Below are 13,778 nucleotides of genomic sequence, written 5' to 3' on the forward strand. Positions count from 1 at the left end.
GTCAGCAAAAATGTTGAATGACAGATTGCATTCGCGAGCAAGCCCGCTCCCACAAGGTATTGCGTCAACCTGGCTGTCGAATCAACAGCACTTGGGCCCACCCTTGCCACCGTAACGGGCTTCCTGGCGTTCGCGGAAGAACGCCTCGTAGCTCATCACAGGTTTGTCCGGGTGTTTGCTTTGCATGTGCTCGACGTAGTTGTCGTAGTCGGGCATGCCGACCATCAGACGCGCGGCCTGACCGAGGTATTTGCCCAGGCGACTCAAGTCATTGAACATGCTGCACTCCTTGATCACGCATCCGGCAGCGCCTGGAAGGGCGATTCTTTATCCGTACGTTCTTTTTTGCCCCAGGCGGCGATGCCGACCTTGAGCACATAGAACAGGATACTGAACACCACGAACAGGAACAAAGCCGTCAGCGTCGCGTTGGTGTAGGCGTTGAAGATCACGTGCTGCATCTGCGTGATGTCCTTGGCCGGGGCGAGGATCTGACCGTTGGCCAGGGCATCGCTGTATTTTTTCGCCAGGGCCAGGAAGCCAATGGCCGGATTGGCGTCAAACAGCTTGATGAAGCCGGCGGTGGTGGTGCAGATCAGCAGCCAAGTCGCTGGCAGCAAGGTCACCCAGATGTAGCGCTGGCGCTTCATTTTGATCAGTACCACGGTACCGAGCATCAGGGCGATACCGGCCAGCATCTGGTTGGAAATGCCGAACAGCGGCCACAGGGTGTTGATGCCGCCCAGTGGATCGATCACGCCCTGGTACAGCAGCCATCCCCACATGGCCACACAACCGGCGGTGGCGATCAGGTTGGCGCCCCAGGATTCGGTACGTTTGAGCGCCGGCACGAAGGAGCCGAGCAGGTCCTGCAACATGAAACGACCGGCACGAGTACCGGCGTCCACCGCGGTCAGGATGAACAGCGCTTCGAACAGGATCGCGAAGTGGTACCAGAATGCCATGGTGTTCTCACCCGGCAATACATTGTGCAAGATCTGCGCGATACCCACCGCCAGGGTCGGCGCACCGCCGGCACGGGCCAGGATGGTGGTTTCACCGATGTCGTGGGCCACCGCTTGCAGCGCCTCGGGTGTAATGGCAAAGCCCCAGTTGCTGACTGCCGTCGCCACTGCCACCACATCACCACCGACCACGGCGGCCGGGCTGTTCATGGCGAAATACACGCCAGGCTCGATCACCGAAGCGGCGACCATGGCCATGATTGCCACGAAGGATTCCATCAGCATGCCGCCGTAGCCGATGTAACGGGCGTTGACCTCGTTATCGAGCAGTTTTGGCGTGGTGCCGGAAGAGATCAGCGCGTGGAAACCGGACACGGCGCCACAGGCAATGGTGATGAACAGGAACGGGAACAGACCGCCCTTCCATACCGGGCCAGTACCATCGACGAATTGAGTCAGGGCCGGCATTTTCAGCTCGGGCATGGTGATCAGGATGCCAATCGCCAACCCGACGATGGTGCCGATTTTCAGGAAGGTCGACAGGTAGTCACGGGGCGCCAGGATCAGCCACACCGGCAACGATGCGGCCACGAAGCCGTAGCCGATCAGCATCCAGGTGATCTGCACACCGGTGAAGGTGAAGGCCTTGGCCCACACAGGATCGGCGGCAATCTGCCCACCCAGCCAGATCGAGCCCAGCAGCAGCACCACACCGATGACCGAGATCTCACCGATGCGGCCCGGACGGATGTAACGCATATAAATGCCCATGAACATCGCGATCGGGATGGTCGCCATCACCGTGAAAATCCCCCATGGGCTTTCCGCCAGGGCTTTGACCACGATCAGCGCCAGCACCGCGAGGATGATGATCATGATCAGGAAGCAGCCGAACAGCGCGATGGTGCCGGGAATGCGGCCCATTTCTTCACGCACCATGTCGCCCAGGGAACGGCCGTTGCGGCGGGTGGACATGAACAGGACCATGAAGTCCTGCACGCCACCGGCCAGCACCACGCCAGCGATCAGCCACAGCGTACCGGGCAGATACCCCATCTGCGCCGCCAGCACCGGACCGACCAACGGCCCTGCACCGGCAATGGCCGCGAAGTGATGACCGAAGAGGATATGTTTGTTGGTAGGAACGTAGTCCAGACCATCGTTGTTGAGGACGGCGGGGGTGGCCCGTCGCGGGTCGAGCTGCATCACATTGTCAGCGATGAACAGACTGTAGTAGCGGTACGCAACCAGATAAATGGCCACGGAAGCGACCACGATCCACAAGGCGTTGATCGCCTCACCTCGGCGCAGTGCCACGACACCGAGAGCGCACGCTCCAACGATTGCCAGCACCAGCCAGGGTATGTGGCGTAGCGGGCTATTATTATTTTTCATTTTATTGTTCCAGCCAGAGTGGACAGAAGGACAGCACCTCGAGTTTAGCCCTCTTGACAGCAAAGGCCATACCCTAGCGTTGGTCTAGAGCCCATCCTGGCTGGCAGGTTCTAACAGGGCGGGTCTATAGTCAGCGAACATCTAGAGGATTGCGCCATGAGCGAACACCCCGCTGATCGCCGCCGCTTCAAACGTATTGCGTTCGACGCCAAAACCGAACTGAGCCAGGGCGAGTTCATCTGGCCGGTGAAATTGATCGACCTGTCGCTCAAGGGTTTGCTGATCGAACGGCCTGAGCCCTGGTTGGGCGACCCGCGGCAGGATTTTTTTGTCGACATTCACCTGAGCGAAGACATCGACATCGAAATGGATGTGCAGCTGACTCACGAAGACCACGGCCAGCTCGGCTTTGTCTGCCGGCACATCAGCCTGGAGTCCATCGAGCGTTTGCGGCGGTTGATTGAATTCAACCTGGGGGACCCGAAGGAGCTGGAGCGGGAATTGGGTGCGCTGATCGAAATCTGAATACACTCACTGTAGGAGCTGCCGCAGGCTGCGATCTTTTGATCTTGTCTTTATAAAAGCAAAGTCAAAAGATCGCAGCCTGCGGCAGCTCCTACACAGAGGTTCGCGTTTATTCGAATAATGCGTCGAGAGCCTGTTCAAGGCGTGTGACAGCGATGATCTGCAGCCCCTGCGGCGCCTCTTTCGGCGCGTTGCCTTTGGGCACGATTGCACGCTTGAAGCCGTGCTTGGCCGCTTCCTTCAGGCGCTCCTGACCGCTTGGCACAGGGCGCACCTCGCCGGACAAACCAACTTCACCAAACACCAGCAGGTCATGGGGCAGCGGGCGGTTGCGCAGGCTGGACATCACCGCGGCCATCAACGCCAGGTCGGAGGCCGTTTCCAACACTTTCACGCCGCCCACCACGTTCAGGAATACATCCTGGTCGTGGGTTGGGATACCGCCGTGACGGTGCAGTACCGCCAGCAACATCGCCAGACGATTCTGATCCAGCCCCAGTGTCACCCGACGCGGGTTGGCCAGATGACTGTCATCCACCAGCGCCTGGACTTCCACCAGCATCGGCCGGGTGCCTTCCCACGTTGCCATGACCACACTTCCCGGGACTTCTTCCAGGGCACGTGTCAGAAAAATCGCTGACGGATTGGAAACTTCCTTCAGACCCTTGTCAGTCATGCCGAACACGCCCAGTTCGTTGACCGCGCCAAAACGGTTTTTTACCGCTCGCAGCAAGCGCAAGCGCCCATCGGACTCGCCTTCGAAATACAGCACCGTATCGACCATGTGCTCCAGCACGCGAGGACCAGCAAGCGCGCCTTCCTTGGTCACGTGACCGACCAGGAAAATCGCCGTGCCGCTCTGCTTGGCATATCGCACCAGCAACGCCGCGCTTTCGCGCACCTGGGATACGCCACCCGGCGCCGATTGCAGCTGCTCGGTGAAAATCGTCTGGATCGAGTCAATGACCATCACCTTGGGCTTTTCCTGGCGAGCCGTGGCGATGATCGTTTCGATGCAGGTTTCGGTCATGACCCGCAGTTGATCCTGAGGCAAACCCAGGCGTCGGGCGCGCATGGCCACTTGTTGCTGGGATTCTTCGCCGGTGACGTAGAGCGCTGGCATGACCTTGGCGAGGTTGCACAAGGTTTGCAATAAAATGGTCGACTTGCCGATGCCCGGATCACCGCCAATCAGCACCACCGAGCCGTCGACAAGACCGCCACCCAGCACACGATCCAGCTCGCCGGAGGCGGTGGAAAAGCGCGGGATCTCTTCGATACTGACTTCTGCCAGGGTCTTGATCTGTGCCTGCTGACCAGCCCAACCGGTGCGTCCGGTCGGTGCCGCCGCCCCGCCGCTTTCCACCATGGTCTCGGTCAGCGTGTTCCAGGCACCGCATTCGCCGCACTGGCCGGCCCACTTCGGGAAGGTTGAGCCGCACTCGGTGCAGCCGTACATGCGCTTGGCCTTGGCCATCTGAACCCCCGGCAAAAACCGCGATGATAGCTCAGCCGGAGTGGATCAGTGCGGTGCAGTTTGACCAAAGGCGTATCCACCGAAACTTGATTGATCCTGGAGTACTTCTTCCTCGTCGAGGCGCGTCAGAACCTATACATTTTTTTAAACGATCCTCCCTGCAAATTAGTTTCGCCCAACAAATCAGGAGCAAAACCTGTACACGCCTTCACACGCGCAACTTCACACGTACAACTTCCAGCACTCATTAAACATCGCCTATACGAACAGCCCAGCAACTTTCGCCAAGAGAACCATTTTAATGAAAGAGCATATACCACCAACTTTAAAATCAGACCATAACAAATACACGCAACGTTTAATTTAAACCAGAGGAGATTGACTCAGTACTCCTTAGTCTCAATACACCGTGCATCTACCCGTCGTAAGGAATGAGCTACAACTTCTTGCGCCGTGATGAAAAACACCCAAAAGGATGCCGGATAAAGCCAGCAGCACCGAAGAAATGGTGGCATTTTGCAAACTTTTCACTGACCAGCCGGTCGATACCATTCAGGCTGTCAGCTGACGTTTCGGGCACGATGCATCTAGCTGATTTACACTGCCTTCACCAACCTCATCTGTAACAAGGAAATAACCTATGGGCGTGCTTAACGAGTTCAAGGCCTTCGCGGTCAAAGGCAATGTGGTCGACATGGCCGTCGGTATCATCATCGGCGCGGCTTTCGGCAAGATTGTTACTTCGTTCGTAGGCGATGTTGTGATGCCTCCTATCGGGTTGCTGATCGGTGGGGTGGACTTCAGTGACCTGGCCATTACGCTGAAAGCCGCACAGGGCGAGGCCCCGGCGGTAGTGCTGGCGTACGGTAAATTCATTCAGAGCCTTATCGACTTCGTGATCGTTGCCTTCGCTATCTTCATGGGCGTCAAGGCGATCAATCAACTGAAGCGCGAAGAGGCCGTCGCCCCTACCCTGCCGCCGGCTCCAACCAAGGAGGAAGAATTGCTGGGTGAGATCCGCGATCTGCTCAAGGCCCAGAACAATCGGCCCTGAATACTTCAACGACAAAGGAAACGGCGCATTGAGCGCCGTTTTTTTTACCAGAAATTCTCTACCGCCACCTGACCGGGCCGACGACTGAGGCTCAAGTGCATGTCACGTTGTTTGAGCAATTTTCGTGTGTCATCAATCATCTGCGGGTTGCCACACAACATTACCCGCGAATGCTCGGGTGTCAGCGCCACACCGGCCATCCGCTCCAGCTCGCCATTTTCGATCAGCGTAGTAATCCTTCCATTAAGGGCGCCGGGATACTGTTCGCGCGTCACCGTGTTGATCAACTGCAACTTATGCGCGTATTCGGCCAGGTAATCGCGCTTAGCCAGCCCTGCAATCAGCGTCTGATAGGCCAGTTCCCGGGATTCGCGCACGCTGTAGACCAGGATGATTCGCTCGAATTTCTCCCAGACCTCGAAGTCCTGAAGAATCGACAAAAACGGCGCCAGGCCAGTGCCAGTGGACAACAACCATAGATCACGCCCGTCCACGAAACGATCAAGCGTCAGATAACCGAAGGCCTGGCGGTCGACCAGCAACGTGTCGCCTACACCCAGCTGACTCAGTTCGCTGGTGAACTCGCCTCCCGGCACCACAATGGAAAAAAACTCGAGAAACTCGTCAAAGGGTGACGAAACCATGGAATAGGCGCGCCAGACTGTGCTGCCATCCGCCTTGGTCACACCCAACCGGGCAAATTGACCGCCACGAAATCGAAAGCCCGGGTCCCTGGTCGCGCGCAAGGTGAACAGGCTTGGGGTCAACGGCTGGACATCGAGCAAAGTCTGGCGAGTAAATTTCTCTTCACTGGCAGTCATGGCGGGCTCCATTTGCAGATAACCGCAGTGTCGCGCAAAGCGGTCACCATAAACACTGATGCTTTGTAGTGTCTTTGGCAAACTTTCTAATTCTCATTGACTTTAAATGCCTTTAACCACCCAGTTAAAAATACATACTTATTGAATTAAACGTGACATTTAATTTAAACCATCTCGTTATGCACGACTGTTAGAACCATAAACTTTCATGAGCGCTTTCACTAAACCCAAAAAATCTCAACACATACATAAGAAACATCCTACAATCCACATCGCATTGGTCCTCTGGATCCAAGATGCGACCTCAAGCTATCAGGACCGTGGAGCCTCATAATGGAAAGGTGGAAGGAGTTCCAACTTCAACAACTATCATCGACTACTGAACTGGAGACCGCTTACCAGGCATCCCTGAATTTCGTGAAAAATATCGGTTTTAAATTTATTTCTTTTTCAACGACTTGCCCAACAAAAACAGAAAATTTTCACACTGTTCAGTTCAACAATTATCCGAGGGACTGGAACACTGAATATGAAAAAAACAAGCTTTCCTCCATTGACCCAGTAGTGGCACATTGCAATCAATCCAGATTACCCATTCTTTGGAGCGAAGAACTTTTCCGCAACGTCCCAGGGATATGGGAAGCACTTGAACAGCAGGGAATTCAACATGGCTGGTCGCAAGCCGTTCATGATGAGCAAAGCGGGTTGTGCAGCATCCTGAGCCTTGCTCGAAGCCATGGCCCGGTCAGCGCATGGGAACTGTATGAATATTTCGGCTTCGCCCAGTTCATCGGGCATCACTTGCATAGCCTGGTCACACAGACACAGCCCAAGGGGCCAGCCAATTCGCCCACGCCGAAATTATCGCCACGAGAAGTCGATGTGTTGAAACTCGCCGCCATTGGCAAGACCGCGGACGAGAGTGCCCGGATTCTCAATCTCAGCGCCCGCACGGTTCATTTTCATATTCAGTCGATCATCCACAAATTTGGAGTCAATAATAAAGTTTCGGCCGTCATTGCTGCCGTGAAGGCTGGCTATCTGGATAGCAACACAGTGCGCTGATCCAAAAAACCTGCGAGTAATCCGTTGTAAAAAAAAGTACCATTTGCGGTCCCATCCTGAGTGATGACGTGTGACTTTTCCACGACGCAGTCCACTCGGACGGCCCCGCCTCCAAGACGTCCCTGGGCGCGGGTTACCCGTTGATAACCCAGAGCCCCGCCCCATGCCTTTGCTCGAAACACCTTTCGCCAGCCTCGATTTGATCCGCCAACCCGAACAGCAGAATGAACCGCTGCAAGCCTTCGATGCGGCAGACGAATACCTGCTCAACCATCTGGCCGAGCAACATCCAACGGCTGATACGCGGGTATTGGTGCTCAACGACAGTTTCGGCGCACTGGCCGCCAGCCTGACCGGCAAGGTCAAGGTGACCAGTTCTGGCGATTCGTTCCTGGCTTTTCAGGGGTTGGAAAAGAACCTGGCACGTAATGGTCAAGCGTTTGATGCCGTGCCGGCCGTTCCCGCCAGCGAAACCGTGGCCGGCCCGTTTGACCGAATCCTGATACGTGTGCCCAAGACACTGGCGCTGCTGGAAGAACAACTTATTCGCTTGCAAGGCCAACTGGCACCTGGCGCCCAAGTGATCGCGGGAGCGATGATCAAACATTTGCCACGCGCGGCGGGTGAACTGCTGGAGCGCTACATCGGCCCGGTGCAGGCATCGCTGGCGGTGAAGAAAGCCCGTTTGTTGATGGCTACGGTAGACGCCAAGGCTCCCTTCACGTCGCCCTACCCGACCCGCTATCGCCTCGAAACACCGGCCATCGAATTGCTCAACCATGCCAACGTCTTCTGCCGCGAAGGCCTGGACATCGGCACGCGCGCTTTTTTGCCGCACTTGCCAAAGAGTTTGGGCGCGGCACGGGTTGCCGACCTTGGATGCGGCAACGGAGTGCTGGCCATTGCCAGCGCCCTGCAAAACCCGAACGCCCATTACACGTTAGTGGACGAATCATTCATGGCGGTGCAATCGGCCGCCGAAAACTGGCGTGCAGCGCTGGGCGAGCGAGATGTCGTTGTGCGTGCCGGAGATGGCCTGGCTGGCCAGGAACCACAGTCGCTGGACGTGGTGTTGTGCAATCCACCGTTCCACCAGCAACAGGTTGTCGGCGATTTCCTCGCCTGGCGGATGTTCCAGCAAGCTCGGGAAGCGCTGGTGGTGGGCGGTGCACTGTATATCGTCGGCAACCGTCACCTGGGTTACCACAGCAAATTGGCGCGCTTGTTCCGTGGCGTCGAGCAAGTGGCCGCCACGCCAAAATTCGTGATTCTCAAGGCCCGCAAGTAAATTCAACTCCTCTGTACGAGCTGCGTAGGAGCTGTGTAGGAGCTGTGTAGGAGCTGTCGAGTGCAACGAGGCTGCGATCTTTTTAAGATCAAAAGATCGCAGCCTGCGGCAGCTCCTACAAGGACAAGACGCAGATCAATGTGTACTCAAGCCCGCAGCGTTCATGAACATACGCATCAGGCTGGCCACGACGAACAGCGCACCGACGCTGCCCATCCAGATCAGGGCCAACCAGCCAAGTCGCTGCCACAGCGGCTTTCTTTCGGCTTGTTCGATGTCGTGCAGGGAGTGCTTGTTGGTCAATTGCTTTAAACCTCTTTGAGATTGATGGCGTCGCTGCCGACGCCATCACGAGCAAGCTCGGCTCCTACGGGTTCTGGGCCTAGGAGACTAGTGGTATCCGTCTTCGTGGGTCACCTTGCCGCGGAACACGTAGTAGCTCCAGAAGGTGTAACCCAGGATGAACGGGATGATGAACAGCGTGCCCACCAGCATGAAGCCCTGGCTCTGCGGTGGCGCGGCGGCATCCCAGATCGAGATCGACGGGGGCACGATGTTCGGCCACAGGCTGATCCCCAGGCCGCTGTAGCCGAGGAAAATCAGCACCAGCGTCAACAGGAATGGCGTGTAGTGCGCATTACGTGCCACCGCGCGGATCAGACCGTACAAGGTCACCATCACCAGAATCGGCACCGGCAAGAACCAGAACAGGTTCGGCAGGGTGAACCAGCGAGCGGCAATCTCGGCGTGGGCCAGCGGCGTCCAGATGCTGACGATGCCGATCACCGCCAACAGCACGAATGCCAATGGCCGCGCCAGATCGTGCATTTGCTCCTGCAACTTGCCTTCAGTCTTCATGATCAGCCAGGTGCAACCCAGCAGCGCATAGGCCACCACCAACGCGGCACCGCAGAACATCGTGAAGGGTGTCAGCCAATCCAGGGAACCGCCCGCGAACTGACGGTTAACTACCGGCAGGCCGTCGATGAAAGCCCCCAGCGCCACGCCCTGGAAAAACGTTGCAGTGACAGAACCGCCAATGAATGCCTTGTCCCACAGGTGACGTTTGTTGTCCCGAGCCTTGAAACGAAACTCGAACGCCACGCCGCGGAAAATCAATCCGATCAGCATCAGGATCAACGGCAAGTACAACGCTGACAGCACGACTGAATAGGCCAGCGGGAAGGCGCCGAACAACGCCGCGCCGCCCAGGACCAGCCAGGTTTCGTTGCCGTCCCAGACCGGGGCGACGGTGTTCATCATCACATCGCGGTCGCTCTTACCGGGAATGAACGGGAAGAGAATACCGATACCCAGGTCAAAGCCGTCCATGACCACGTACATCATGATGCCGAAGATGATGATCACGGCCCAGATCAGTGGAAGATCAATACCCATGATTCAAATCTCCTTGGTCAGGCTGGCGCCAGCATCGGTGTGTTCGTCATCGGCTGCGGACAGCGGACGCGCCGGTGTGCGTTTCTGGCCGGGGCCTCCATCGTTGGTTTCCTTGCCCTCATCGATCTTCGGTCCTTTGCGCACCAGGCGCATCATGTAGCCAAGACCGGCACCGAACAGTGCGAAATACACCACGACAAACAGGATCAGGGTGATGCTCATCTGCATGACGCTATGGTGGGAAGACGCGTCCGCCGTGCGCATCAGACCGTAGACGACCCACGGCTGACGACCGATTTCAGTGGTGAACCAACCCGCGAGGATCGCGATCAGCCCGGATGGCCCCATCCACAGCGCCAGGTACAGGAACGGCCGTGAGGTATAGAGCGTGTCGCGCTTGCGCAGCCACAGGCTCCACAGACCGGTGAAGATCATCAGCAAGCCAAGGCCGACCATGATCCGGAATGACCAGAACACGATGGTCGAATTCGGCCGGTCTTCAGGCGGGAACTCCTTGAGCGCCGGCACCTGTTTGTCCAGAGAGTGGGTCAGGATCAGGCTGCCCAGGTAGGGAATCTCGAGGGCGAACTTGGTTCGCTCCTCTTTCATGTCCGGCCAGCCGAACAGGATCAGCGGGGTCGCCTCGTTGCCTTTGTTTTCCCAATGCCCTTCGATGGCAGCGATTTTGGCGGGCTGATGTTCAAGCGTGTTGAGGCCGTGGAAGTCACCGATGACGGCTTGGATCGGCGCCACGATCAGCGCCATCCACATTGCCATCGAGAGCATCTTGCGGATCGCTGGGTTGTCCTTGCCGCGCAGCAAGTGCCAGGCCGCCGAGGCACCGACGAAGAACGCAGTCGCAACGAACGCCGCCGTGGCCATGTGCATCAGGCGATAGGGGAACGACGGGTTGAAGATCACGGCGATCCAGTCGGTCGGAATGACCTGGCCGTTGACGATTTCAAAGCCCTGCGGCGTCTGCATCCAGCTATTGGAGGCGAGAATCCAGAACGTCGAGATCAGCGTGCCGATGGCCACCATGACCGTGGCGAAGAAGTGCAAGCCGCGCCCGACCTTGTTCCAGCCGAAAAGCATCACGCCGAGGAACCCGGCCTCAAGGAAGAATGCCGTCAGTACTTCGTACGTCAGCAATGGCCCGGTCACGGAACCGGCGAAGTCCGAGAAACGACTCCAGTTGGTACCGAATTGATAGGCCATGACCAGCCCCGACACCACGCCCATGCCGAAGTTGACGGCAAAGATCTTCGACCAGAAGTGGTAGAGGTCACGGTAGGTGTCGTTATGGGTTTTCAGCCACAAGCCTTCGAGTACCGCCAGGTAACTCGCCAGGCCAATGGTGATGGCAGGGAACAGGATGTGAAACGAGATGGTGAACGCGAACTGAATTCGGGCGAGATCAAGTGCCTCTAAACCGAACATAAGTCTTCCTCTGTCAGGTAATACGGCTGCGGGCTGAAAGCCTGCACCCACGGCCCCCACGGATATGGAGTGTGGCGAATCTCTATTTGTTCTTTTTTACACGCATCGCTACGCAGGGAGTCTGGCCATACGGCCGCCTGATCAATTCCCTTGAGAGTCTTGATCTGGATCAAGCAACGTTGAAAGAGTAGTCCCATTTACGAGGTCGAACTGCGTGGTCTTTTGCCGCGTGACAAGTTGCCTCATGGCCGCAGTAATAGGCAGAAACACATCCCCCTGTGGGAGCGGGCTTGCTCGCGAAGGCGGTATATGAGTCACATCTATTTTGGATGTGCCACCGTCTTCGCGAGCAAGCCCGCTCCCACAAGGGATTTCTTTGCTTTCCAAGATAGGTGTCTTGCTAATTAATTTTTTCTACCTGCAACTTCCTGTTACAGCTTGGTGATAATCTCGCCCTTCCCTTCCCGTCGATATGCCTCCAAATGCCCAGCCAAGAGCCTTTGCTGCTACGTCACCACCGTCCTTTCCTCGCGTTCTGGCTCGCCCGGATTTTTACCGCCAGTGGCTTTCAGATGCTCACCGTGGCCATTGGCTGGAACCTCTACCAGCTGACCGGCAATGTGCTCGACTTGGGCCTGGTCGGTTTGGTGGAGTTCGCCCCGCGCGTGCTGTTCATGCTGCACACCGGGCATGTGGCGGACCGCTACGACCGGCGTAAGGTCGCGGCCATCTGTCAGTCCTTGCAGGCGCTGATCGCCTTATCGTTGGCCATCGGCAGCGCGACCGACCATGTGACCCGGGAGATGATCTTCATCCTCGCCTTCCTGCTCGGCGCCGCCCGCTCCTTCGAAATGCCGACCACCCAGGCCTTGCTGCCGAGCATCGTGCCAAGCGGCCTGTTCCCAAGGGCGGTGGCCGCCGCGCAATCGGCCCAGCAATCGGCGACCATCGTCGCTCCGGCACTCGGCGGGTTGCTCTATGCCTTCGGCAGTGTCTGGGTTTATGGCCCGACGGTGATTCTCTACATCATCGCCTGCACGCTGATGCTCAACCTGCCTGCCCGGCAAACGCCGTTGAACAAGGGCAAGGCTACCCTGGATTCGCTGTTGGCGGGCATCCGCTTCATTCGCAGCCGCCCGGACATTCTCGGGGCGATTTCCCTGGACCTGTTTGCCGTTTTGCTCGGTGGTGCGACGGCGCTGCTACCTGTGTTTGCCAAAGACATTCTGCTCACCGGCCCGTGGGGCCTGGGCTTGCTACGCTCCGCACCGGCGGTAGGTGCGCTGCTGATGTCGCTGTTGCTGGCGAGGTTTGCCGTGGAACGCAATGTTGGGAGGGTGATGTTCACCGCCGTTGGTGTGTTCGGTGTGGCAACCATCGCCTTCGGCCTGTCGACCTCGTTCTGGTTCTCGTTGGCGGTGCTGGTGGTATTGGGCGCCGCCGACATGATCAGCATGGTGATCCGCGCGTCCTTCGTGCAACTGGAAACCCCTGACGAAATGCGGGGCCGGGTCAGCGCGGTTAACGGCCTGTTCATCGGTGCTTCGAATCAGCTGGGCGAATTCGAATCCGGCCTGACCGCCCACTGGTTCGGCACTGTTCCCGCTGTGGTCATGGGCGGTATCGGCACGCTGGTGGTCACCGGGACCTGGATCAAACTGTTCCCGACGCTGGCTCAGCGCGATCGAATGCATGTGCCGGTGGAAGAGAAAGCGAAGGCTTGACCGGGCTAAACCAGCAACGCCCCCGCCACCGCCGCCCTTGTGGCTTTGCCACACAGCTGTTCCACCAGGGTCAGGGCAAATACCAGCGCGGCACCTGACCCCTGAGCGGTGATGCAGTTGCCATCGACCACGACCGGTTGATCGACGAAGTTGCAGCCTGAGAGTTGATGGCTGGCCGAGGGCAGGCAGGTCATGCGCCGCTGACGCAGTACGCCGAAGGTATGCAACGCCAGCGCCGGGGCTTCGGCGATGCCGGCGAACAGGCGACCGGCGGCGGCTTGGTCCTTGATCAGTTGTTGCAAGGGTTGATGGGTCGCCAAATGCTGTGCCCCCACGGCACCACCCGGCAAGGCGATCAGATCAAAAGGCTGGGCCAGCAAGTCCACCAGCATCGCATCGCAGGTCAAGCGAGTCCCGCGGGCACAAGTGAGCATGCGCCGCCCTTCGATGCTGGCCACCACCACTTCCACCTTGGCGCGGCGCAGCACATCGATCAGGGTGACGGCTTGCAGGTCATCAATGCCCTCGGCGAGGGTAATCAAAGCTCTAAAGGTCATGGGTGCAATCCACAGAATGATCCTTAAAGCGTAGTCAGCTTTCGTTGCCCTTGTTCGTGGCCAGCCGTT

At 57.7% G+C, this 13,778-nt stretch carries 13 protein-coding genes; 5 read left to right on the forward strand and 8 right to left on the reverse strand.

The features are described 5' to 3' along the window. Positions 1-81: 81 nt before the first annotated feature. The gene (locus tag ABTV22_RS25950) at positions 82-279 is read right to left on the reverse strand and encodes a YbdD/YjiX family protein (RefSeq protein WP_008058222.1); all 198 of its coding nucleotides are present in this window, start codon (positions 277-279) and stop codon (positions 82-84) included. A gap of 14 nt (positions 280-293) precedes the next feature. Continuing rightward, positions 294-2,360, reverse strand: a complete 2,067-nt coding sequence (locus ABTV22_RS25955; RefSeq protein WP_433737218.1) for a carbon starvation CstA family protein — start codon at positions 2,358-2,360, stop codon at positions 294-296. Positions 2,361-2,516: 156 nt separating this feature from the next. On the opposite strand from ABTV22_RS25955, the gene ABTV22_RS25960 reads away from it, so the two are divergent. Then, positions 2,517-2,885 (forward strand): PilZ domain-containing protein, encoded by a 369-nt coding sequence (locus ABTV22_RS25960; protein WP_433737219.1) that lies wholly within the window; start codon positions 2,517-2,519, stop codon positions 2,883-2,885. A gap of 109 nt (positions 2,886-2,994) precedes the next feature. Here ABTV22_RS25960 and radA read toward each other — a convergent pair whose 3' ends face one another. Continuing rightward, a complete protein-coding gene (gene radA / locus ABTV22_RS25965; RefSeq protein WP_433737220.1) occupies positions 2,995-4,362 on the reverse strand; it encodes a DNA repair protein RadA in 1,368 nt (455 codons plus the stop codon). Positions 4,363-5,002: 640 nt separating this feature from the next. Between radA and mscL the strand changes: the two genes are divergently transcribed. Beyond that, positions 5,003-5,416, forward strand: coding sequence for a large-conductance mechanosensitive channel protein MscL (gene mscL / locus ABTV22_RS25970; RefSeq protein ID WP_433737221.1), 414 nt, complete (start codon positions 5,003-5,005; stop codon positions 5,414-5,416). Between the two features lie 44 nt (positions 5,417-5,460). On the opposite strand, the gene ABTV22_RS25975 is transcribed toward mscL, so the two are convergent. Then, positions 5,461-6,237, reverse strand: a complete 777-nt coding sequence (locus ABTV22_RS25975) for a ferredoxin--NADP reductase (protein WP_433737222.1) — start codon at positions 6,235-6,237, stop codon at positions 5,461-5,463. 333 nt (positions 6,238-6,570) lie between these two features. Here ABTV22_RS25975 and ABTV22_RS25980 point away from each other — a divergent pair, with 333 nt between their 5' ends. Then, the gene (locus tag ABTV22_RS25980) at positions 6,571-7,302 is read left to right on the forward strand and encodes a helix-turn-helix transcriptional regulator (RefSeq protein ID WP_433737223.1); all 732 of its coding nucleotides are present in this window, start codon (positions 6,571-6,573) and stop codon (positions 7,300-7,302) included. A 163-nt stretch (positions 7,303-7,465) separates the two neighbouring features. Continuing rightward, a complete protein-coding gene (locus ABTV22_RS25985) occupies positions 7,466-8,590 on the forward strand; it encodes a methyltransferase (RefSeq protein ID WP_433737224.1) in 1,125 nt (374 codons plus the stop codon). A gap of 135 nt (positions 8,591-8,725) precedes the next feature. On the opposite strand, the gene ABTV22_RS25990 is transcribed toward ABTV22_RS25985, so the two are convergent. From ABTV22_RS25990 to ABTV22_RS26000, 3 genes are all read right to left on the reverse strand, one after another. Then, positions 8,726-8,893, reverse strand: coding sequence for a DUF2474 domain-containing protein (locus ABTV22_RS25990; RefSeq protein WP_433737225.1), 168 nt, complete (start codon positions 8,891-8,893; stop codon positions 8,726-8,728). A gap of 87 nt (positions 8,894-8,980) precedes the next feature. Further along, positions 8,981-9,988, reverse strand: coding sequence for a cytochrome d ubiquinol oxidase subunit II (gene cydB, locus ABTV22_RS25995; protein ID WP_433737226.1), 1,008 nt, complete (start codon positions 9,986-9,988; stop codon positions 8,981-8,983). A 3-nt stretch (positions 9,989-9,991) separates the two neighbouring features. Beyond that, entirely contained in the window at positions 9,992-11,428 is a 1,437-nt protein-coding gene (locus ABTV22_RS26000; protein WP_433737227.1) for a cytochrome ubiquinol oxidase subunit I, read from the reverse strand. 482 nt (positions 11,429-11,910) lie between these two features. On the opposite strand from ABTV22_RS26000, the gene ABTV22_RS26005 reads away from it, so the two are divergent. After that, positions 11,911-13,152, forward strand: a complete 1,242-nt coding sequence (locus ABTV22_RS26005) for an MFS transporter (protein WP_433737228.1) — start codon at positions 11,911-11,913, stop codon at positions 13,150-13,152. Between the two features lie 5 nt (positions 13,153-13,157). Here the strand turns inward: ABTV22_RS26005 and ABTV22_RS26010 are convergent, their stop codons facing one another. After that, complete coding sequence (locus ABTV22_RS26010; protein ID WP_433737229.1) at positions 13,158-13,709, reverse strand: DJ-1 family glyoxalase III; 552 nt, start codon at positions 13,707-13,709, stop codon at positions 13,158-13,160. Between the last annotated feature and the right edge of the window lie 69 nt (positions 13,710-13,778).

The sequence above is a fragment of the Pseudomonas putida genome, from assembly GCF_050990305.1.
Classification (GTDB): Bacteria; Pseudomonadota; Gammaproteobacteria; order Pseudomonadales; family Pseudomonadaceae; genus Aquipseudomonas; species Aquipseudomonas putida_AH.

Bases quoted from the DNA above. Each gene is read 5' to 3' on its own strand.
- ABTV22_RS25950 (WP_008058222.1), bottom strand. From the start codon at position 279: ATGTTCAATGACTTGAGTCGCCTGGGCAAATACCTCGGTCAGGCCGCG.
- ABTV22_RS25955 (WP_433737218.1), bottom strand. From the start codon at position 2,360: ATGAAAAATAATAATAGCCCGCTACGCCACATACCCTGGCTGGTGCTG.
- ABTV22_RS25960 (WP_433737219.1), top strand. From the start codon at position 2,517: ATGAGCGAACACCCCGCTGATCGCCGCCGCTTCAAACGTATTGCGTTC.
- radA (WP_433737220.1), bottom strand. From the start codon at position 4,362: ATGGCCAAGGCCAAGCGCATGTACGGCTGCACCGAGTGCGGCTCAACC.
- mscL (WP_433737221.1), top strand. From the start codon at position 5,003: ATGGGCGTGCTTAACGAGTTCAAGGCCTTCGCGGTCAAAGGCAATGTG.
- ABTV22_RS25975 (WP_433737222.1), bottom strand. From the start codon at position 6,237: ATGACTGCCAGTGAAGAGAAATTTACTCGCCAGACTTTGCTCGATGTC.
- ABTV22_RS25980 (WP_433737223.1), top strand. From the start codon at position 6,571: ATGGAAAGGTGGAAGGAGTTCCAACTTCAACAACTATCATCGACTACT.
- ABTV22_RS25985 (WP_433737224.1), top strand. From the start codon at position 7,466: ATGCCTTTGCTCGAAACACCTTTCGCCAGCCTCGATTTGATCCGCCAA.
- cydB (WP_433737226.1), bottom strand. From the start codon at position 9,988: ATGGGTATTGATCTTCCACTGATCTGGGCCGTGATCATCATCTTCGGC.
- ABTV22_RS26000 (WP_433737227.1), bottom strand. From the start codon at position 11,428: ATGTTCGGTTTAGAGGCACTTGATCTCGCCCGAATTCAGTTCGCGTTC.
- ABTV22_RS26005 (WP_433737228.1), top strand. From the start codon at position 11,911: ATGCCCAGCCAAGAGCCTTTGCTGCTACGTCACCACCGTCCTTTCCTC.
- ABTV22_RS26010 (WP_433737229.1), bottom strand. From the start codon at position 13,709: ATGACCTTTAGAGCTTTGATTACCCTCGCCGAGGGCATTGATGACCTG.